General features: G+C 44.8%; 16 protein-coding genes. 4 read left to right on the top strand and 12 right to left on the bottom strand.

Going from position 1 to position 20,361, the window contains the following annotated elements; all coding sequences use genetic code 11:
• Window positions 1–48: 48 nt before the first annotated feature.
• Window positions 49–990 carry a 50S ribosomal protein L3 N(5)-glutamine methyltransferase gene (gene prmB, locus XPG1_RS05320; protein ID WP_045958150.1) on the bottom strand — a complete coding sequence of 314 codons (942 nt, stop codon included), beginning with the start codon at window positions 988–990 and terminating at the stop codon, window positions 49–51.
• Between the two features lie 687 nt (window positions 991–1,677).
• On the opposite strand from prmB, the gene XPG1_RS05315 reads away from it, so the two are divergent.
• Together XPG1_RS05315 and XPG1_RS05310 are read left to right on the top strand one after the other, a co-directional pair.
• Window positions 1,678–2,907: a hydroxymethylglutaryl-CoA lyase-like TIM-barrel protein gene (locus XPG1_RS05315; RefSeq protein ID WP_045958149.1), complete on the top strand. Its 1,230-nt coding sequence runs from the start codon at window positions 1,678–1,680 to the stop codon at window positions 2,905–2,907.
• Window positions 2,908–2,977: 70 nt separating this feature from the next.
• Window positions 2,978–3,937 (top strand): AEC family transporter, encoded by a 960-nt coding sequence (locus XPG1_RS05310; protein WP_045958148.1) that lies wholly within the window; start codon window positions 2,978–2,980, stop codon window positions 3,935–3,937.
• A gap of 67 nt (window positions 3,938–4,004) precedes the next feature.
• On the opposite strand, the gene XPG1_RS05305 is transcribed toward XPG1_RS05310, so the two are convergent.
• The 6 genes from XPG1_RS05305 to hutI all read right to left on the bottom strand — a co-directional run bounded on the left by XPG1_RS05305 (window position 4,005) and on the right by hutI (window position 12,071).
• The gene (locus tag XPG1_RS05305; RefSeq protein WP_045958147.1) at window positions 4,005–5,369 is read right to left on the bottom strand and encodes an amino acid permease; all 1,365 of its coding nucleotides are present in this window, start codon (window positions 5,367–5,369) and stop codon (window positions 4,005–4,007) included.
• 90 nt (window positions 5,370–5,459) lie between these two features.
• On the bottom strand, window positions 5,460–6,992 hold the full coding sequence (hutH, locus tag XPG1_RS05300; protein ID WP_045958146.1) for a histidine ammonia-lyase: 1,533 nt from the start codon (window positions 6,990–6,992) through the stop codon (window positions 5,460–5,462).
• Window positions 6,993–7,006: 14 nt separating this feature from the next.
• On the bottom strand, window positions 7,007–8,701 hold the full coding sequence (hutU, locus tag XPG1_RS05295) for a urocanate hydratase (protein WP_173425862.1): 1,695 nt from the start codon (window positions 8,699–8,701) through the stop codon (window positions 7,007–7,009).
• A gap of 289 nt (window positions 8,702–8,990) precedes the next feature.
• Window positions 8,991–9,722: a histidine utilization transcriptional repressor HutC gene (gene hutC / locus XPG1_RS05290; protein ID WP_045958144.1), complete on the bottom strand. Its 732-nt coding sequence runs from the start codon at window positions 9,720–9,722 to the stop codon at window positions 8,991–8,993.
• 62 nt (window positions 9,723–9,784) lie between these two features.
• Window positions 9,785–10,741: a formimidoylglutamase gene (gene hutG / locus XPG1_RS05285; protein WP_045958143.1), complete on the bottom strand. Its 957-nt coding sequence runs from the start codon at window positions 10,739–10,741 to the stop codon at window positions 9,785–9,787.
• 10 nt (window positions 10,742–10,751) lie between these two features.
• On the bottom strand, window positions 10,752–12,071 hold the full coding sequence (hutI, locus tag XPG1_RS05280; protein WP_045958142.1) for an imidazolonepropionase: 1,320 nt from the start codon (window positions 12,069–12,071) through the stop codon (window positions 10,752–10,754).
• A gap of 182 nt (window positions 12,072–12,253) precedes the next feature.
• Between hutI and smrB the strand changes: the two genes are divergently transcribed.
• Window positions 12,254–12,796 carry an endonuclease SmrB gene (smrB, locus tag XPG1_RS05275; RefSeq protein WP_045958141.1) on the top strand — a complete coding sequence of 181 codons (543 nt, stop codon included), beginning with the start codon at window positions 12,254–12,256 and terminating at the stop codon, window positions 12,794–12,796.
• 31 nt (window positions 12,797–12,827) lie between these two features.
• Here smrB and sixA read toward each other — a convergent pair whose 3' ends face one another.
• The 4 genes from sixA to XPG1_RS05255 form a co-directional block, all read right to left on the bottom strand.
• Window positions 12,828–13,310: a phosphohistidine phosphatase SixA gene (sixA, locus tag XPG1_RS05270; protein ID WP_045958140.1), complete on the bottom strand. Its 483-nt coding sequence runs from the start codon at window positions 13,308–13,310 to the stop codon at window positions 12,828–12,830.
• A gap of 363 nt (window positions 13,311–13,673) precedes the next feature.
• Complete coding sequence (fadJ, locus tag XPG1_RS05265; RefSeq protein WP_045958139.1) at window positions 13,674–15,854, bottom strand: fatty acid oxidation complex subunit alpha FadJ; 2,181 nt, start codon at window positions 15,852–15,854, stop codon at window positions 13,674–13,676.
• The gene (gene fadI / locus XPG1_RS05260; RefSeq protein ID WP_045958138.1) at window positions 15,854–17,164 is read right to left on the bottom strand and encodes an acetyl-CoA C-acyltransferase FadI; all 1,311 of its coding nucleotides are present in this window, start codon (window positions 17,162–17,164) and stop codon (window positions 15,854–15,856) included. Before fadI ends, fadJ begins: the two co-directional genes overlap by 1 nt.
• A 293-nt stretch (window positions 17,165–17,457) precedes the next feature.
• Window positions 17,458–17,754: a YfcZ/YiiS family protein gene (locus XPG1_RS05255; RefSeq protein ID WP_084717346.1), complete on the bottom strand. Its 297-nt coding sequence runs from the start codon at window positions 17,752–17,754 to the stop codon at window positions 17,458–17,460.
• 350 nt (window positions 17,755–18,104) lie between these two features.
• Here XPG1_RS05255 and fadL point away from each other — a divergent pair, with 350 nt between their 5' ends.
• Entirely contained in the window at window positions 18,105–19,439 is a 1,335-nt protein-coding gene (gene fadL / locus XPG1_RS05250) for a long-chain fatty acid transporter FadL (protein WP_045958137.1), read from the top strand.
• Between the two features lie 67 nt (window positions 19,440–19,506).
• Here the strand turns inward: fadL and mlaA are convergent, their stop codons facing one another.
• A complete protein-coding gene (gene mlaA / locus XPG1_RS05245; protein WP_045958136.1) occupies window positions 19,507–20,259 on the bottom strand; it encodes a phospholipid-binding lipoprotein MlaA in 753 nt (250 codons plus the stop codon).
• Window positions 20,260–20,361 lie beyond the last annotated feature (102 nt).

Below are 20,361 nucleotides of genomic sequence, written 5' to 3'. Positions count from 1 at the left end.
ATCCTTGATATGAAATATCTGTTTTAACCATTGGATGAATAAAAAATATCAGTCTTTGAATTGCTGGAAATATTCGTGATACTCAACAAGCTGCTGGCGAGTCAGCACGAAAACACCGTCACCATAATCATGTTCGAATGTCAGCCACTTGAATGGTACGTCAGGGTATTGCTCAATCAGGTGTACCATACTGTTACCTACTTCACAGACCAGTATTCCCTCTTCTGCCAGGAAATCGGGAGCGGTGGCAAGAATACGCAGAGCCAGCCTCAAGCCATCAACACCGGCTTCCATCGCTAACTCAGGTTCATGGTGATATTCTCTAGGTAAATCATTGATATCTTCCTCATCAACATAAGGCGGATTCGTCACAATGATATCGTATTTCACTGGCGGCATATCATGAAATAGATCTGAGCGAATCGGGATGACGCGGTGGGAAAGTCGATGATTCTCGATATTTATTTCTGCAACGGCCAACGCATCAGGCGAAATATCAACGGCATCCACTTCAGCTTCAGGGAAGGCATGGGCACAGGCAATAGCAATACAACCGCTTCCCGTACAAAGATCTAAAATTGTCGATGGCTGACGTGAGATAAGCCCTTCAAAGCGGTTTTCAATCACATCCCTGACCAATGAACGCGGAATCAAAACCCGCTCATCGACATAAAATTCATGACCACAGAACCAGGCTCGATTGATTAAATAAGCAACCGGAACACGGTCATGAATACGACGCAAAACAAGTTCCACAATGCGCTGACGCTCTGTGACTGTCAGACGTGAAGCCATCATAGAATCGGGAATATCCAGCGGCAAATGCAGCGTAGGAAGAACTAACTGTAAAGCTTCATCCCACGGATGACAGGTGGTATGTCCACAATAAATATTCGACTCGTTAAAACGGCTGGTAGACCAACGCAACATATCTAAAATGGTATGCAGCTCTGCAACAGCATCCGCCTCATCGACTAAAATCTTATCCAAAAAACACCTCCAAACAACAAAAGAATATATCGACTCGCTAGTTTGCCATGATCCCGAACACAAATCAGCTTTCTTAGCATAGGAATTGTCTCAGGATGAAATTGTATTTACAAAACACGGTATGCAGAAAAAGCGCCTTCAAGGGAAATCATACGCCTATGGATAAAATGTATTCGGGCCAGCTGAAGTTCAGGGGATCTGAAACCACACACTACATCATGTCAAAGCGTGACCCATCCACACAAAGATCAGAAAGACAATAATCATATGGATGAATATCTCTCTTCATAGTTATAAGAGGTTCGCAAAATTTTACCGGCAATAGCGATAATCCCGATATTCCTGCGTTGAATAGCTCTTGATGTTGAAAGCATTTTGCGTGACCGTAAAAGAGTCAGTATCCACGAAAGAAAGTGCTCAAAAAAGTGATTATTAGGACATAATGGTGTGCATTGATTAAATCAAACTTCTAACAAAATACTCACAAACAACCCTGGAGTGATATTTCATTCATCAAAACAATGAGTGCTAATATCCTGCCTCATCACACCGTTATTGTCACTATTATTGATAAATTCAATGATAAGAAATAAATTATTAATTTGACAAAATAAAAACATTTTAGCAACATCTTGAAGCTGAATATCTTTTAATAAAAATAAATTAAATTTAAAAAGAGGTTACGATATGGCTCTATTAACATTACCTAAGAATCATAAACCACGATTCTCAAATTTTAATATTGATGGTATTTTGGATGAGACATTGAGAGAAGGCTCTGAAAGATGTCCTTTTGCGGTTCAAACAGATAGAAAAATCCCCTTAATATCAACTATATTTGAAACAGGAATAAGAGATATCGTTTTTGGATCAGGTCCAAAAGACCCAACAGATTTAGCTTCTGTTATAAAGCAACTTGTTCATAAAAATAAACTCCCCTCTGACGCTAAATTTTCGTTTATCATGTTATTAAATTGCCATGAACCTCTTATGAAGCAATTTAAATATTTTCCTGATGAATTTAAAAAATATGTAACTATAAGTTTTGGAATGGTTTCACATAAATCAGATGAAAAAACATTTGAAAGAGCAACTGAAGAGCTTCGTAGTTATGGTTTTACAAATTTTAGAGTGAGTTTGCTCAACAATTTTAGTTCAGGGGTGGATGAAATCTCTTATGAAAAAATAATAAAAGAGATTGATCGCACACTACGCATGGATATCAATGTCGTGCGAATTAATGATTCATTAGGCACAATCTATCCTGAAGCAATGGCTATACTGGCTGCTAACCTACGCCATGATTACCCTTTAACCAACTTTTGTCTGCATGCACATAATGATAGAGGCTTGGGATTACAAAATGCGTTAGTCTCTATTTATAACGGCTTCAATTTAATTGAAGGGGGATTTGCTGGTACTGGGAATAGATCTGGATTGCCCGCAATTGAAATTCTAAATTTCATTTTCAAAGAGAAATCAATCTCTATTAAGGATAAATATCTTGATAGTTCTCTTGTATTGGAAGCCGCACGATTAACTGAACGTACATTTTTATCCATCCCTGATTTGTATAAACCAGTCAGTGGACATATTGTTGAGCAAGAAAATATGGGCGTAGCTAACATTCCTTCATTCCTTGGTGCTGCCCGTGATATCCCTTATTTTTTGAACAGTATAGGATTACATGACGCAACATTACAAAAAATCATGTCTGATGAAGGATTGTTTGATGCTGCAAATGATCCTAATCTTGTTCAGCAAGTAAAAGCAAGATTTGATAACATGTTAACTGAAATCTATTCAAGAAAAGAAAAAGAATTTGAGCAAATTAGAAATCAGTTAGATCAGTTCTATGCGACAGACGTTTTATATACATCTTCTGTTGGAAAATATACTAGAGAGTTCTTAAAATAACCTATTCCCTCCAGTTAATTCTGGGGGGAATAGGACGCCATATTTCAAACGACGATGAGGTTGGCTTTAAATGTTTATGATCGTTGCACCCATATTTCTGGTTATATTTATTGGGTATTGTTTTGGGCGTTTGCGTCCTGACAGTGGGCTTTCCGATAAATTAATCAATGATTATGTCCTCTATATTGCACTCCCTGCCTTATTGTTTCTTGCCATTGCGCGAGCCGATATCAGTGAATTACAACAGTGGGGGTTTATTGCTGCTACGCTTGTGGGTATTTGTGTTGTGTATGTTTTGGGCATGTTGTTGGCAAAAGTCATGGGGGTTAGTTTACCGCAATCCTCGATACTGAGCATGGGGGCATGTTACGGTACAACGGGATATATGGGGGTGCCAATACTGATTGCAGTTTATGGTGAATCCGCGGCGCTACCTGCGGCTATTGCGACAATCTTGCATAACATTCCTGCGATCATGGCGGTTATCATTACTTACGATATTTTTTCGACTCATCGATCGGCAGGAAAAATATCCATTCACCAAAGCTTCATTGGGGCATTAAAGACGACATTCAGCAATCCCTTGACTATCTCTGTGATTGCGGGATTGATTTTTGTTGGTTTCGGTCTTCCCGTTCCACGGTTTTTACAAACATTTGCGGAATTTCTTGGCCATGCCGCAGGTCCAACCGCACTGTTTGCTTTGGGATTAGGGTTATCTCGACTGAAGGTCAAAGAACATATCAACGGAGAAGCGTTAAAATTAGCGCTACCGATGCTGTTACTCAAACTAGGGGTACAGCCATTGATTACGTTTATCTGTGCTTATTTTCTATTCGGTATGCAGCAGGTCAATGATATTTGGCTAATTACCGCGATTGTCATGGCTGCACAGCCTATCGGCGCGGGCGTTTATGTTTTTGCCAATAAATATGGCTTTAAACAGGAAGTGATTTCTTTTTCCATTATCATTTCTCTGCTTATTGCCCTGGTCACAATACCCACTATTTTACAATTACTCCCTGCATGACAGGCGGTGTACTAAATGGCTTTATGGTGAAAATACACCATAAAGCCATTAATTAAAGAATGCGGCTCTAGCGATTATTTGATTTTTTCACCCAGACATAATAGCTCATCGTCAGTAATACTATCCAAACTATCCCTACGTATAATGCAATCCGGGTATTGGGGAAATAACCCAGAACCGCAATAACAAAGGCCATAAAAGCAATCGTCAGGATCGGTGCAATTGGCCAGAAAGGTATCGGGAATTTAAGTTGTTTGGCTTCTTCTGGCGACATCTTACGGCGCATCATATATTGCGACAACAGAATCATCAGCCATACCCAGACGGTGGCAAATGTCGCGATGGAAGCAATAATGCCGAACACTTTTCCGGGCAGGAGATAATTTAAAACCACACCGACCAACAAGATCCCTGACATGGACACCACCGTAACCCACGGTACACCGTTTTTAGTCAACTGCGTAAAAGAAGCCGGCGCCTGTTTTTCTTGCGCCATGCCATACATCATGCGTCCCGCACCAAAAATATCACTGTTGATTGCCGAAATTGCGGCGGTGATGACGATGACATTCAAAATATTGGCGGCGGAATTAATGCCTAAACTGGAGAATATCTGAACAAATGGGCTGCCATTTTGCCCTACTTGATTCCACGGATAAATGCACATCAACACAAACAGGGTAAGGACATAAAACAGCAGAATACGGAACGGAACAGCATTGATGGCGCGTGGGATGGATTTCTCTGGATTTTTAGCCTCACTGGCCGTGATACCGATGACTTCAATACCGCCAAAAGCAAACATCACGACCGTGAACGAGGCGATCACGCCCGCTATGCCATTTGGCATAAATCCACCCTGTTCCCATAAATTCGACAGGCCGGTGACATGCCCCGCTTCCTGACCAAATCCATACATCATGATGGCAAAACCCCCCATAATCATAGCGATAATGGCCGCCACTTTAATGATGGAAAGCCAAAATTCCATTTCACCAAACACTTTGACATTGCATAAGTTTATTGCCCCAATGAAAAAGACAATACTGAGCACCCAAATCCACTGATCCACATGGGGAAACCAGAGTTTCATATAAATGCCAAATGCCGTGATATCGGCAAGACAAACGACTAACATTTCAAATACATAAGTCCAGCCGGTTAAAAAACCCGCCAATGGCCCTAAGTAGTGGGTGGCATAATAAGAGAAAGATCCCGGTGCCGCACGATGCACCGCCATTTCCCCCAATGCTCGCATGACCATAAAAACCGCAGCACCACCTATTGCATAAGCCAACAATACCGCAGGGCCTGCAGCTTTAATCGCCTCCGCCGAACCATAGAAAAGCCCCGTGCCAATTGCCGATCCCAGAGCCATAAATCGGATGTGGCGCACGCTTAACCCGCGTTTGAGTTGTGAGATGTTTTGCATGATTTATCCTTGTGTCTTTTATTATTAGATTGGGAAAGATAAATAACGATAAGACCGGATAATATCCGGTCTGAAACGACATGTTTATACTCAGTGTTCGAAAATCTTTCCGGCAGGCAATAATGCAGAGAGTTGCTGTTCAGCCAACAATTGAATGGCGTCATCAATATCTGGCGCAAAAAAGCGATCTTTATCGTAGTGCGCCACTTTATCACGGAGAATATGGCGGGCTTTCTCCAATATTGGGCTACTCTTCAAACCCTGGCGAAAATCCATGCCCTGACATGCGGTCAACCATTCAATCGCTAAAATTCCACGCACATTATCTGCCATTTCCCATAAGCGGCGACCCGCCGCCGGCGCCATTGAAACATGATCTTCCTGATTGGCCGATGTGGGTAAACTATCAACACTGGCAGGATGCGCCAATGCTTTATTTTCGCTTGCCAGCGCCGCCGCCGTTACCTGCGCAATCATGAAACCAGAATTCACCCCACTATTTTCGACTAAAAATGGGGGCAACTGAGACATATTACTGTCCATCAATAAAGCGATGCGGCGTTCTGATAATGCACCTATTTCCGCTAAAGCGATCGCCAGATTATCCGATGCCATCGCGATGGGTTCAGCGTGGAAGTTACCACCAGAAATCACTTCATCTTCCTCAGCAAATACCAGCGGGTTATCTGAGACAGCATTAGCTTCTGTCATAATGACATTCGCAGCATGGCGGATTTGGGTTAAACAAGCGCCCATCACTTGTGGCTGGCAACGTAAGGAATAAGGGTCCTGAACTTTCGAGCAGTGTTGGTGAGAGGCAGAAATATCACTCTGTTCTTCCAATACCAAACGGTAAAGAGCAGCCACATCAATTTGGCCTTTCTGACCCCGTGCATCATGAATACGGGCATCAAATGGCTTACGGGAACCCAGCGCGGCTTCAACCGATAAGGCACCACAAATAATGGCTGATGACAATAACGCTTCCGCAGCAAACAGCCCTTTTAAAGCGAAAGCCGTGGAAGTTTGGGTGCCGTTAAGTAGCGCCAATCCTTCTTTTGCCACAAGACAAATTGGTTTGAGCCCCACTTTTTCCAGTGCAACGTTTGCGGGCAGCCATTCACCACGATAACGGGCTTTACCTTCCCCCAGTAATAACAGGCTCATATGGGCCAGTGGCGCTAAATCACCGGAAGCGCCCACTGACCCTTTGCCGGGAATATAGGGGTAAACTTCCGCATTGACCAAAGCGACCAGGCCCTGAATGACCTCCAGACGAATACCGGAATACCCCCGGGCGAGGCTATTGATCTTCAACACCATCATCAAGCGAACAATCTCATCCGACAACGGTTCACCGACGCCCGCCGCGTGTGACAACACGATAGACCGCTGCAATGCTGCCAAATCGTGTTCTGCAATACGGGTATTCGCTAACAAACCAAACCCCGTATTGATCCCATACGCTGTTCGGTTTTCACTGATGATACGATTGACACACGCCACACTGTTTTCAATGGCTGAAAAACAATGGTCATCTAAAGTAATGTGAACAGGATGCTGATAAACATGGCGTAACTCTTCAAACGTCATTTTTCCTGGACGAATAGTGATATTTTTCATTTCAACAACGCTCCTTATTTTGCATCGGTCAGGGGCAGATTTAACATTGGCAGGTGCAGCCCCTGCGCTTTCGCACATTGGATAGCCTCTTCATAACCCGCATCGGCATGGCGCATCACTCCCGTTGCCGGATCATTGTGTAATACACGGGCAATACGTTCAGCAGCTTCGTCCGTTCCGTCACAAACAATGACCATGCCAGAATGTTGAGAGAATCCCATACCAACACCACCGCCATGATGCAGAGAAACCCAGGTCGCGCCGCTGGCGGTATTCAACAAGGCATTTAGCAACGGCCAATCAGAAACCGCGTCAGAGCCATCTAACATGGATTCTGTTTCACGATTAGGGCTGGCAACCGAGCCGGAGTCCAGATGGTCACGGCCAATGACGATAGGTGCAGACAGCTCCCCGCTACGCACCATTTCATTGAATACCAATCCTAATTTGGCCCGCGCACCCAACCCCACCCAACAAATACGGGCAGGTAACCCCTGGAAGTGAATTCGCTCTCTTGCCATATCCAGCCAGCGATGTAAATGGCTGTCATCCGGCAGCAACGCTTTCACTTTTGCATCAGTTTTATAAATATCCTCAGGATCACCGGAAAGTGCCGCCCAACGGAAAGGACCAATGCCACGACAAAACAGAGGGCGAATGTAGGCAGGCACAAAACCGGGGAAATCAAAGGCATTTTCAATACCGGATTCTTTCGCCATTTGGCGGAGGTTATTACCATAATCGAATGTTGGTATTCCCTGTTGCTGGAAAGCCAGCATCGCTGCAACATGAACCGCCATTGACGCTTTCGCCGCCCGGATCACCTCGTCAGGTTCTATGTCGGCACGACGGCAATACTCTTCCCACGTCCAACCTACCGGCAAATAGCCATGTAATGGATCATGGGCACTGGTTTGGTCTGTCACCATATCAGGACGCACACCACGGCGTACCAACTCAGGTAAGATCTCGGCGGCATTACCACACAATGCAATGGATACGGCTTTACCTTCTTGGGTATAACGTTCAAGACGAGCCAACGCATCATCCAGATCAACCGCCTGTTCATCAACATATTTGGTGCGCAGACGAAAATCAATGCGGCTTTGCTGGCATTCGATGGTTAACGAAGACGCTCCCGCCAATGTTGCGGCCAGTGGTTGTGCGCCACCCATCCCCCCTAAACCCGCAGTTAATACCCAACGTCCGGTTAAATTGCCGTTGTAATGTTGGCGACCCGCTTCGACAAACGTTTCGTAAGTTCCCTGAACAATGCCCTGGCTTCCGATGTATATCCAACTCCCCGCGGTCATCTGACCATACATTGCCAGCCCTTTGGCATCCAGTTCATTGAAATGCGCCCATGTCGCCCAATGTGGCACTAAATTTGAATTGGCAATTAAGACGCGCGGCGCGTTTTCATGTGTCTTAAACACCCCGACCGGCTTGCCTGATTGCACCAGCAGCGTTTCGTCATTTTCCAGATTTTTCAGCGTCTCCACGATTTTCTCATAGCACGCCCAGTTTCTGGCTGCGCGACCAATTCCACCATAAACAACCAGTTCGCAGGGGTTTTCTGCCACGTCAGGATCAAGATTATTCATGAGCATACGAAGGGGTGCTTCGGTCTGCCAACTTTTTGCCGTGAGTTGCGTCCCTTTGGGAGAGCGAATGGTTACGTTGCTGAATTTATTGTTTTGCATCGTCACGATTTTTTCCTATCTCGTCTTGGTGAATTTTGTTCATTGTATAGTTGTATATACATGTGTATTCAATAGGCAAAAATGTGACACAGGTAAAGTTGATAATTTGGCGGTGAATATTATTTATGATAAAAATCAATAAAATAACAGTAATTCATGGCGTGATAAAGAAGGAAATATTTTTGCCGGTTCTGTGTTTTATATCACATTGATTTTACATTTACGCTACAACAGATCATAAAAAAACCCCTTCTGTCTAAAAAGAAAAAAGAGGTTTTTGCCATGAGAGAAGCAATTATGAACTAAAACGCCCTTTCAATTTATACCGATGGCCGGGAAACAATAACCTGGCACTGGAAACAATAAATTTTTTCGACCACGTGCGACGGCTGATTAATAAACAGGGGGTATTCACATCAATCTGCAATAATCGACAAGAGCGGGCATCACCGGCAATGGCCTCAACAACGTGTTCTCCCTCCGTTAATGGTGCTACCTGAGAGAGATAATCGTGCGCTGTCTGCCGGCCGAAATCTTGTTTCAGGTACGCGGGCGCTGCCTGAACATTGACATAGCGATCCTCAATTTGCACCGGGACATCATTTTCATAATGTATGATGATGGAATGGTAGAGCGGTGCACCTACCGCAATACTGAATTCCGCCGCTTGGGTCATATTCGCACTCACTTCAGACAGTTTCAGCACCTTGCAACGATGCTGATTAGCACGGGCAGCGATTTCATCTGCGATACTGTGAATTTCAAATAAAGCAGATTGTCCTTTCGGCTCAGAAACAAACGATCCCACCCCCTGCAAACGGAATAGAAAACCTTCTGCCGTCAGTTCCCTTAATGCCCTGTTTGCTGTCATACGACTACAGTTAAACTGCTTGACCAATTCCGCCTCAGAAGGCACTCGATCATGCGGTTTCCACTCCCCCGTGTAGATCTTTTCGATAATCGCTTGCTTTAATTTCGCATACAAAGGCACGGGTTTGGTGTGTATCTCTGGTAAATCGTCTGTCACTCTCCCCCCTTCATTTTTTATTCACTTTCACCTATTTTGCTCCCCGGACTCCCCCCATCGGCTTATCCATTCCACCAGTGCACTAATTGCCATGCCAAGCGAGCCGCTACTTTCCCCCCCATCCCCTGCATATCATACAAAGGATTAAGCTCGACTAAATCTACGGCTTGCAACTTTTTACTCTGACAGATTAGTTGAACTAATGGCAATAAACGTTCCAGCGGAACACCTAACGCCGCGGGCGCAGAAACGGCCGGCATTTGCCAAATTGGCAGGACGTCTAAATCAATAGTCATATAAATGACATCGAGCTGATTAATGAAATCTTGTAACTGCTGCTGTACCTTATCTAGCGACGCAATACAGTGCATATCCCAGATAATCATGACATCAAGATGATTCGCCTCATCTAACAACGCTTGCGTATTCGCTGCCAGGCTGGCGCCAACACAACTGTAATTAAAGGGACGTTGATGCTGTTGACAATAATGGGCAAGTTGCCGGAATGGTGTGCCTGATGTCGGCTGCGGTGCATTGCGCAGATCCAAATGCGCATCAAAATTAATGATACCAACCCGCTGCGTCGGAAACGCACGATAGATCCCCATGCCATGCGCAAATGCGGTTTCATGTCCGCCCCCAAAAATCAATGTTTTCATATTATGCTGCTGGCAGGCGAATACCGCCTCACTAAGCGCAGCCTGTGCTTCACACAATTCACCCGGATTTGCCCGAATATTCCCCAAATCCACCAACCTATCATGCCCGTCATGGCTAGCCAGATTTGCCAGCGCTTGACGCAAATATTCAGCGCCTAATTTCGCCCCCGGACGTCCCTGATTAAGTTTGACGCCTTCATCACATTCAAACCCCAATAAAGCAATATGATGAGGAAATTTTGCCGGGGAGAAACTCGCGGGTTGTTTGATTGTCTGGAATATCCGTAAAGCATTATCCGCTTCAACGAGATCGTTACGCCCTTGCCAAATATTTTCCGATGTTGGCTGCCATAAATTCATATGCTTTCCCTCACCCTCTTTCATGATTGCTAACGGAACGGAGGGCCAGGTCATTTCGATGCATGATCTCCCCCTGATAAACACGATAAACCAATGGGTTATGTCCTAACTCATATAAGATATCAACGGGGTTCTGAGCATCCCAGACAACAAAATTCGCCATAAAACCTGCCGCCAACTGACCATGACTCTCAGCCCGTCCTAATGCCCGGGCAGCATGAATGGTGACGCCCTGCCAGGCTTCTGCGGGTGTTAAACCAAATTGTACGCACGCCATATTCATGATCAGACGCAAAGAGGCAAACGGGCTGGTGCCGGGATTAAAATCTGTCGAAATCGCCATCGGGACTCCGTATTGGCGCAATAATGCAATGGGCGGACGTTGCGTTTCTCGCAGAAAATAGAAGGCGCCGGGCAACAATACAGCCACGGTGCCACTACGGCGAATAGCTTCAATGCCCTTTTCATCCAAATATTCAATATGATCAACGGACAAACCTTGATATTCAGCAACCAGTTCACTTCCGCCCAAATTGGACAGTTGTTCAACATGCCCTTTGACCGGGATTTTCAGACGTTTTGCGGTATCAAAAAGACGTTTGGTCTGATCCAGTGTAAAACCCACTGTTTCACAAAATACATCGACGGCATCGAATAACTGCTTTTGCCAGAGAGCAGGCAGAATGGAATCACACACTAAATCGATATAAGCATCAGGATCATGTTGATATTCAGGAGGAACAGCATGGGCCGACAGTAATGTCGGGCTAATGTCGATGGGATTTTTCTGTGCCAACGCGTTGACAACATTTAACTGTTTTTCTTCATTTTCCCGATCCAACCCATAACCTGATTTTATCTCAATCGTTGTCACCCCTTCAGCAATCAGGGCATTAAGCCGCTTTTGGGAGACGGTTTCCAATTGTTGGGCGGAACTATGACGAGTGGCATTGACCGTCGCATTAATGCCGCCGCCTTTTGCACTAATTTCTTCATAAGAGACACCGTTCAAACGCTGTTCCCATTCCGAGGCTCGATTGCCACCAAACACTAAGTGGGTGTGGCAATCGATTAAGCCCGGGGTGATCAAGCGCTGCTGTACGTCAATGACCTTACACTGATTTTTGGGGACGCGATTGGTCGGTAAAATCGCCAGGATTTTCTCATCCCTGACGATAAGATCGTGTTGTTCTACTATGCTGTAAAGACTTTCATTATCAATATCTTTACCTTCAATGCTTTTATGAAAGCGGGTTTTAATGGCAGGGTTCATGGTAGCAAGTCTGGCATTACGCCATATGACATCAGTGTCTCTTAGTTCAATTGACATTGTATCATCCTGTTATTTTTCTTGTTTGTATCAGACCTTATGTTGTATATACATTTATTTTATAACCAAACATAATTGTCAAATCATTTTGTGAACAGCTTGTTAGTTAAACTGATAGCTTCCAGGAAAAATCACAAAAAATCAGAGACACTGACGCAACGCTGTGAGTAAATTAACGAGTAATGAAGAGAAAACATCAACTAAACTCAGAAGACATTAGTCTATTTAGAACCTCTGTGACGGGAACGCGTCGTATTCAGCAAGATACGGTTTCTCATCCCCCAAAAAGAAAAAAAATCACCCAGCTTGCCCCTGAACGTTTGATGCAAGAACAGGTTGATGCCAGTTACTATTTTTCCGATGAATTCCAGCCCAATCTGGAGATGGAAGGCCCTACCCGTTACATCCGGGAAGGCGACAATCATTATGAATTAAAGAAATTGCGGCGTGGGGATTATACCCCGGAGCTTTTTCTGGACTTACATGGGCTAACTCAGTTACAGGCTAAGCAAGAAATTGGCGCTTTGATCGCTGCCTGCCGCCGCGAATATGTCTATTGTGCCTGTGTTATGCATGGTCACGGTAAGCGCATTCTCAAGCAGCAAATTCCATTATGGCTGGCTCAACATCCTGATATTATTGCTTTTCATCAAGCGCCCAAAGCGTGGGGAGGAAACGCTGCGTTACTCATTTTAGTCGAGATGGATGAGTCTGCGCAGCGCTAATCTTACCGCTATATAACATTGAGGTGTCTGGTTAACGCCTTGCTGCCAACTGTGCCGGAGAGGTTTGCCACAACAGACACCCTTTTTCGGTTTGTTGATCTAATTCGACACAAGCAATACCGGAGGTAACAAACATCGGGGGAGCCTGCCCCGGACAAAGTTCAGAAACCAAATACCCGACCAAAGGTAAATGGGAAACCACCAATACCGATTGGTATCCCTGTGTTGATAAAACGTGTAAATAACTGGCAACTAGTGCGCTATCCCCTGATGGTGTTAACTCAGTCAGCACTTCGGCATTGTCAGGCAGTATCAGACTTTCTCGCACCGCCTTTAACGTTTGTATTGCGCGAATATACGGACTGACCAAAACACAATCCATGCCAGGCCGTTGTTGCGAAAGCCAATCCGCCATCTGCTGTGATTCCTGGCATCCTTTCGGTGTCAGCTCCCGGGTTGCATCACTACTTGCCGCTAAAGCTGCCTCACCGTGACGCATAATAAAAACGTACATAATCCACCGCTTAGTTAATGACTACTTTGTTCTAATGACCACGTTATCTCAACATCACACACATCAACGCTGCTTGCGACCGCCCATTGATTCTACGGTATGAAATAAAAAATACGGGTCTAAAATAGAAAATCATGGGACAAAAATAAGAGAATACCGCCAGGAAGACGGGCAAATTAAGGTGCGAAGAGTATAAAAACGTTTCAGTTATTACTTATCGGTATGATGCCTTAAGTTGTCATGAAATAACAACCATGAATAAGCAGGGGGGATTGCTCGCATAATGCAAACCGACGTTGATTGGGTAGAGATAAAAAACCGGCGCAAAATCAAAAGCGCCGGGCGAATTCATCAAACATCAAACTATGCGTAAAATGTCTTTTTCTGGTCAGCCATCTGGACTAAACGTTCACACGGAGAAAACCTTTCCCCATATTGCGCCTCCAGACGTCGTAAAATTTCGACCACTTTCTCACTGCCCAGTTTATCAAGATAACGGAATGGCCCTCCCAGGAACGGCGGGAATCCAATGCCAAATACCGCACCGATATCCCCATCACGGGGGCTTCGAATAATGCCTTCATCCAGACAGCGAACAGCTTCATTCAACATCAGCATCACACAACGTTGAGCAATGTCAGCAGGCAACATTTTTACCGCCGGTTTGATTTTTAATAAAGCGTAGATCGAAGCATCGACTTCTCTTTGCGATTTTTTCCCAAAGGGCCAGAATGAAGCCTGTTTGCTTTTATAAGAATAGAAGCCACGACCATTTTTCTTACCCTTCCGGTCATCTTTCAAGATTGCATCCAAAATCGCTGGTGCGGCAAACCGATTCCCCAATTGCTCGACCAGAATCGGGATGATTTTCGTCCCCACATCGATGCCGACTTCATCCAGCAGATTGATGGGACCAATAGGAAAACCGAAATTCACCAAAGCATTATCGATATGTTCGATTGGCTCTCCTTCCACTAAACAATAGCTCGCTTCATTAATGTAAGGTGCCAAAATTCGGTTGACATAGAATCCGGCTTTATCCCCGACAACGATGGCGGTTTTGCCCTGTTTCTTAGCCAATGCCACGGCGGTTGCAATGGTTTTTTCACTCGTTCCTTCGTGTGGGATCACTTCCACTAACGGCATTTTATCTACCGGGCTAAAATAGTGAAGACCGATCACCTTTTCTGGTCGAGTCGCCATTTCCGCGATCTTGTGAATGGGCAATGAAGAAGTGTTAGAGGCAAAAATCGTTTCTGATCCCGTATTTTCTTCAATTTCAGCAACCATTTTGCGTTTCAGAACCAAATCTTCAAATACCGCTTCGACAACAATATCCACTTGCTGAAAACCACGGTAATCGAGAGTGCCTGTCAGGAGAGACATCTGACGAGTGCGCTCACTTGATGTCAAACGACGCTGTTTCACTCGCTTAGAAAGGCGATCCCAGGTATATTTGAATGCCTGATTAATGCCTTTTTCATTAATATCTTTAATACGAACCGGCAGATTGCCCCGCGTTATGGTGACATTGGCAATCCCCCCTCCCATCAAGCCGCCGCCCAGGAGTCCCACATTTTTAATCTCTGCGGGTCGCGCTGAAGAACCGGTTTCATTTTTTAACGCAGTAGACGCAAAAAACAGACTACGTAATGCTTCTGATTCCTGTGTCATGGCCAACTCACCAAATGCTTTGGCTTCAAGCTGAAAACCTTTTTCTGCGCCTTTTTCCAATCCCGCCCGGATCACACTAATGATTTTCTCCGCTGCCGGATAATGACCTCGTGTTTTTTCCCGCGTTTTTTTATAAACCATCGGGAATAACAACGGTCTGCCCAGTGGACTTGCCAACAAACGCTGTGACCATGCTAATGGCTTACGTTTCACCGCCCCTTTTTTCACATATTGCACGGCAACATCCAGCAAGATATCGGCAGGAACCGTGTCATCGACAACACCTAGCCGCTGTGCTTGTTTCGCTTTAAGCTGACGACCGGTCAATATCATATCCAAAGCCGCACTGATACCAATCAAACGGGGCAATCTCTGTGTTCCGCCTGAACCCGGTAACAACCCAAGCTGAACTTCCGGCAAACCAAGACGTGTTTTCTCATCCAAAGAGCAAATCCGCGCGTGACATGCCAAGGCCAATTCCAGCCCACCACCTAAACATGCCCCATGAATGGCGGCGACAACCGGTAAAGGATAATGAGCAATCTGCGCAAAGAGTTTTTGGCCTTTTTCAGCCAATGCGGTGGCGTCTTCCTGAGTCTGACAGCCCGCGATCATGCTGATATCGGCACCCGCAATGAAGCTATCAGGCTTACCGGACAGGATAACCAAACCTTTCAAACCCGAAACGTGTTGCGCTTTTTCGAACATTAACAAAAACTGTTCAACACATTCGGCTTTCAATGTATTCACTCTTTCGCCTGGCACGTCAAAGGTGATGATCCCCACCTTATCCTCCCGGACAGAAAACTTGAATGCCGATTGCTCTGGTTGCATTGCTGGCATAACCGTTTCTTTTTCAGTCTGAACCATTATTCTACCTCCAATACCATTGCCGCCCCCAAACCACCCGCAGCACAAGCTGTCGTTAACCCCAACCCACCACCGCGGCGACGCAACTCGTTCAATGTCTGAGTCACCATTCTGGCGCCAGTTGCCGCGAATGGGTGTCCATAGGCAATTGATCCCCCTAATACATTGAATTTATCCATATCCACTTCACCTATTGCCTGAGTACGCCCTAATTTTTCACGGGCAAACTTTTCACTGGCAAACATGTTTAAATTCGTCAATGTTTGCGCGGCAAACGCTTCATGCATGTCGATAAGCGTCAGTTCATTCAGTGTGATACCAGCACGATCCAGAGCCAGTGGCGTTGCATAGGAGGGGCCCAGTAACATATCCTGCCAAACATCAATTGCAGAAAACGCGTAACTCCGTAAATACCCCAGAGGGATCATACCCAGTTCTTTCGCAACCGATTCACACATTAGCATCACGGCAGCCGCGCCATCCGTCAGGGGGGTACTGTTTGCCGCCGTGACTGAGCCATGTTTACGATCGAAGGCCGGACGCAACTTAGCATAAGAAGCCAGAGTGGAACTTTTTCTAATGTTGTTATCTTCTGCCAACGTTTTGCTGTATGGCGGAAAATAGGCCGATACCACTTCTTCTTTGAACACACCCCGTTCCCAGGCTTTAGCCGCCAAGACATGGGAGCGATGTGCCAACGTATCCTGATCCTCACGACTGATATGATAGGTTTTTGCCATCTGTTCTGCGGTATCCCCCATCCTCAATCCGGTAGAATACTCGGCAACGGCCGGGGAGACAGGCAGTAAATCCCGCAATTTCAATCGGCTGAATAATTTTAATCTTTGGGAGAAATTTTTGGCTTTGTTCAGATCAACTAACGTGCGGGCTAAAGATTTGGTCACGCCGATAGGCAAAACGGATGAGGAATCAGCTCCGCCCGCGATCCCCACATTAATCGTTCCCGCCATAATACTTTCAGCCACGTTTGCAATGGCCTGAAAGCTGGTCGCACAGGCACGAGAAACACTGTAGGCATCCGTATTGACACTTAAGCCAGCCCCTAAAACAATTTCTCTGGCAATATTCGGCGCTTCTGGCATTTGTACCACTTGCCCAAACACTAATTGGTCGATCTTCTCTGGCGACAAACCGCTCCTAATAACCAGTTCACTTACGACAGCTTTTCCCAAGTCAACAGCCGGAATACCGTGGTAGAAAGTTGCCTGTTTCGCAAAAGGAATGCGCAATCCGCTGACAATAGCGACACGTTCCTTTGGCATGATGACTTGTGTTGAAGAACGACCCATAGCAACTCCTAATCATTATCATTAACTAAATCAATTGATTGATTAAAAATATTGACTCACCTCACAAGAGGTCAGACCTGATCAGCATTGTTAACGCAATGTTGGGAAATAGCAAACATGAATAAACTAAAAATGAGAACAAACTCAACTTTAAGTTAGTTATAATTTATACTGTATGGATGAAGAATAGGCGACAAAAATGAAGATAACGGGTTGGTATTTATCATGGTTTACCTGCGTTTTCTCACTATTTTGTGGTCTCAAACAGTGAGAAAACGATTGTTCAGGAAGAATTAACGCAAGCTCAACTGAAAAATGAGTGCTTCAGCCTGACAACTAAAGGTAAAATCGGCAGATAACTGTATTTTCCCCTCCAGTGCTTTCATGCTATGGCGTATAATACATGGTTCAGACTCCACTTCTTTTGCCTTTTTTATCAAAGCATTAAGCATTAATTCAGCATCCTGTCCACTGGCAAAAACACACTGGTAAGAAGCGCTACAATCTTCATTATCAATGATTGTGCCAACGTCAACACAACAACAGGCAGCCGTTTCTTCGGCACGACAACGGTTAATCGCATCAGACATTTTTTTCTCCAACCATAAAAACTGACTCATCATTTTACGTCCTCTTACTTGCCAATAACCAGCGCTGACGCTGTCTGAGGCCATTTATTTCACCATTTATTGATCTCACCACGTCCATAAGAATTTGTTCACATTTGGATAACAAATATTGTCGACTTTTTGTTACACAAGTCTCAATTTGGCAATCATTTTCGTTATATTTAGAAAACATTATTGCAACATATTATATTATTGAGCCTATACTTCGTGCACTGGTCTGATTTGTCATTAAAACAAATCGACTCTACAATCCCGCGCTCTCAGCTACTTGAGTAGCATGTTAATAATAATTAAACAATGAGGTTTTGGTTATGAGCCAGAAAAACCTATTTACACGTTCAGCATTAGCAGTGGCGGTTGCAGTGATTTCATCTAATGCTAGTGCTGCCGGTTTTCAATTGAATGAATATTCATCATCAGGATTAGGTCGCGCATTTTCGGGGGCGGGGGTCGTTGCAGACAACGCTTCCGTAGGAAGTCGTAACCCCGCGGCCATGACCTTATTTGACCGACCATCATTCTCTGGCGGTGTGGTGTACGTTAATCCCGATGTTGATATCACAGGGGAATCACCTCTCACCAAAAATAGCACTTACGCTAAAAATATTGCACCACATGCCTGGATCCCAAACCTGCATTTTATTACGCCAATCAATGATCAGTGGTTTGTTGGCGCCTCCGCAACGTCCAACTTTGGTCTCGCCACGAATTTCAGCAATAACTATACGGCTGGCTTGCTCGGCGGTAAAACTGACCTGAAAACGGTGAACCTGAATCTAAGCGGTGCTTACAAATTTAACGATCAGTTCAGCTTTGGCTTAGGTGTCAATGCGGTGTATGCCGATGCCAAGATTGTTCGGCATGCCGGTGAAATAGGCCCGATAATTACTAAAATGCTGAGCAAAAAATACCCAATATCAATTCCAGCAACGGCTGAAGCGGCCAGATTAGAAGGTAAAGATTGGGGCTATGGCTGGAATGCAGGCTTACTGTATCAATATGATGAAAATAACCGTTATAGCCTGACTTACCGTTCAAAAGTCAACGTTAAGTTCAAGAGTGGTGATTACAGCAATGATTTACCCTATGTACCTACACTTTTCGAGGGGGGTACTAACGGCAACGTCGTCAAAGGCAAATTAGATCTGAATCTACCTGATATGTGGGAATTCTCCGGTTATAACCGTGTTGCACCACAATGGGCAATCCATTATAGCTTCTTGTACACAGGCTGGAGTCAGTTCAAGGAATTAAAAGCAATCAGGAATGATACAGGCAAAGCTGCATTTGATAAACACGAAGGTTTCCGTGATGCATACCGTATCTCGCTAGGTACAACCTATTACTATGACGATAATTGGACATTCCGTACCGGTATTGCTTTCGATGAAAGCCCAGTTCCTGCCAAAAACCGTTCTATCTCCATCCCTGATCAGGATCGTTTCTGGTTAAGTGCAGGAACCACTTACGCATTCAATAAAGATGCGTCTGTCGATGTCGGTGTTTCCTATATGCGTGGTAAAAAAGTGCATGTGAGTGAAGCTCTCCCAGAAGAGATTCAGCAAAAAGGATTCTCCGCACCCTATGAGTTCGATTCCAAGGGAACCGCATGGTTATACGGTGTGAGCTTTAACTATTCGTTCTAACCTCATCTCATAAATTGCGCTAAAAAAGGATAGCGAATGCTATCCTTTTTGGCTCTCGCATACCTGACTAATCTATAGAATCTAATTCATCTTGAATACTTGCGGCATTCGGATTTTTTTCTGGTTCCAGCTTACCGCCATTAGCCATAAAATCGTGACGTTGGAAGTAAGCATCACGCATCATCAAATAAGGATCGGAGGAATTCTTCAATAGACCATCAGAATCCAGTAAACGCGCGCGGGTTTCGATGCCTTCTACCACCCATTTACCTACCGACATCCACCCCGTGAGATAACTCAGCACCGGATAAGTCATATCGGCAAAATTTCCCCCCTCATCACGCAGCGTGAAACTGCCGTAACCGGGTAAAACAACATATGGGCCATAACCGACATTATAGTACCCTAACGTACTGCCAAAACGCATCGGGTCTTCTTTTGCCAGTTTAGGATTCGCCATAGAAGCAACATCAATTAATCCACCCATTCCTAAGAGTGTATTTAAAAAGAAACGGTTAAAATGTTTTGCGCCTTCATGAACATCACCACGCAAGAAACTGTTAACCATGCTGGCGGGTTCCCCCAGATTACTCATAAAATTGCTAATGCCATTTCGCGCGGGCATCGGTATATAATTACGCCAGGCAACAGCAACCGGCCGCAAAAAATAAGGATCGAGAACATCATAATTCAAGCTGAACATCGCACGGTTAAACCCTTCCAGTGGATCGGTGCGTCTCTGTTCCATCGTGTTCGATGAATTGGCACACCCTATAAGTAAGACTGCGGTGAGAGCTACCCCGCTCAGACGATACTTCATATAGTTCTCCATATAATGACTTTTCCACATCAACCATCACACTGTAAACTGGTTAATACTCCCAAGTATGTTAAATATACTGCCAATTTATCATTAAGGGTA

This window comes from Xenorhabdus poinarii G6 (genome assembly GCF_000968175.1).
Lineage (GTDB): Bacteria > Pseudomonadota > Gammaproteobacteria > Enterobacterales > Enterobacteriaceae > Xenorhabdus > Xenorhabdus poinarii.
Note: the sequence above shows the minus strand (reverse complement) of the source record. Positions and strands in the feature narration are given on the sequence as shown.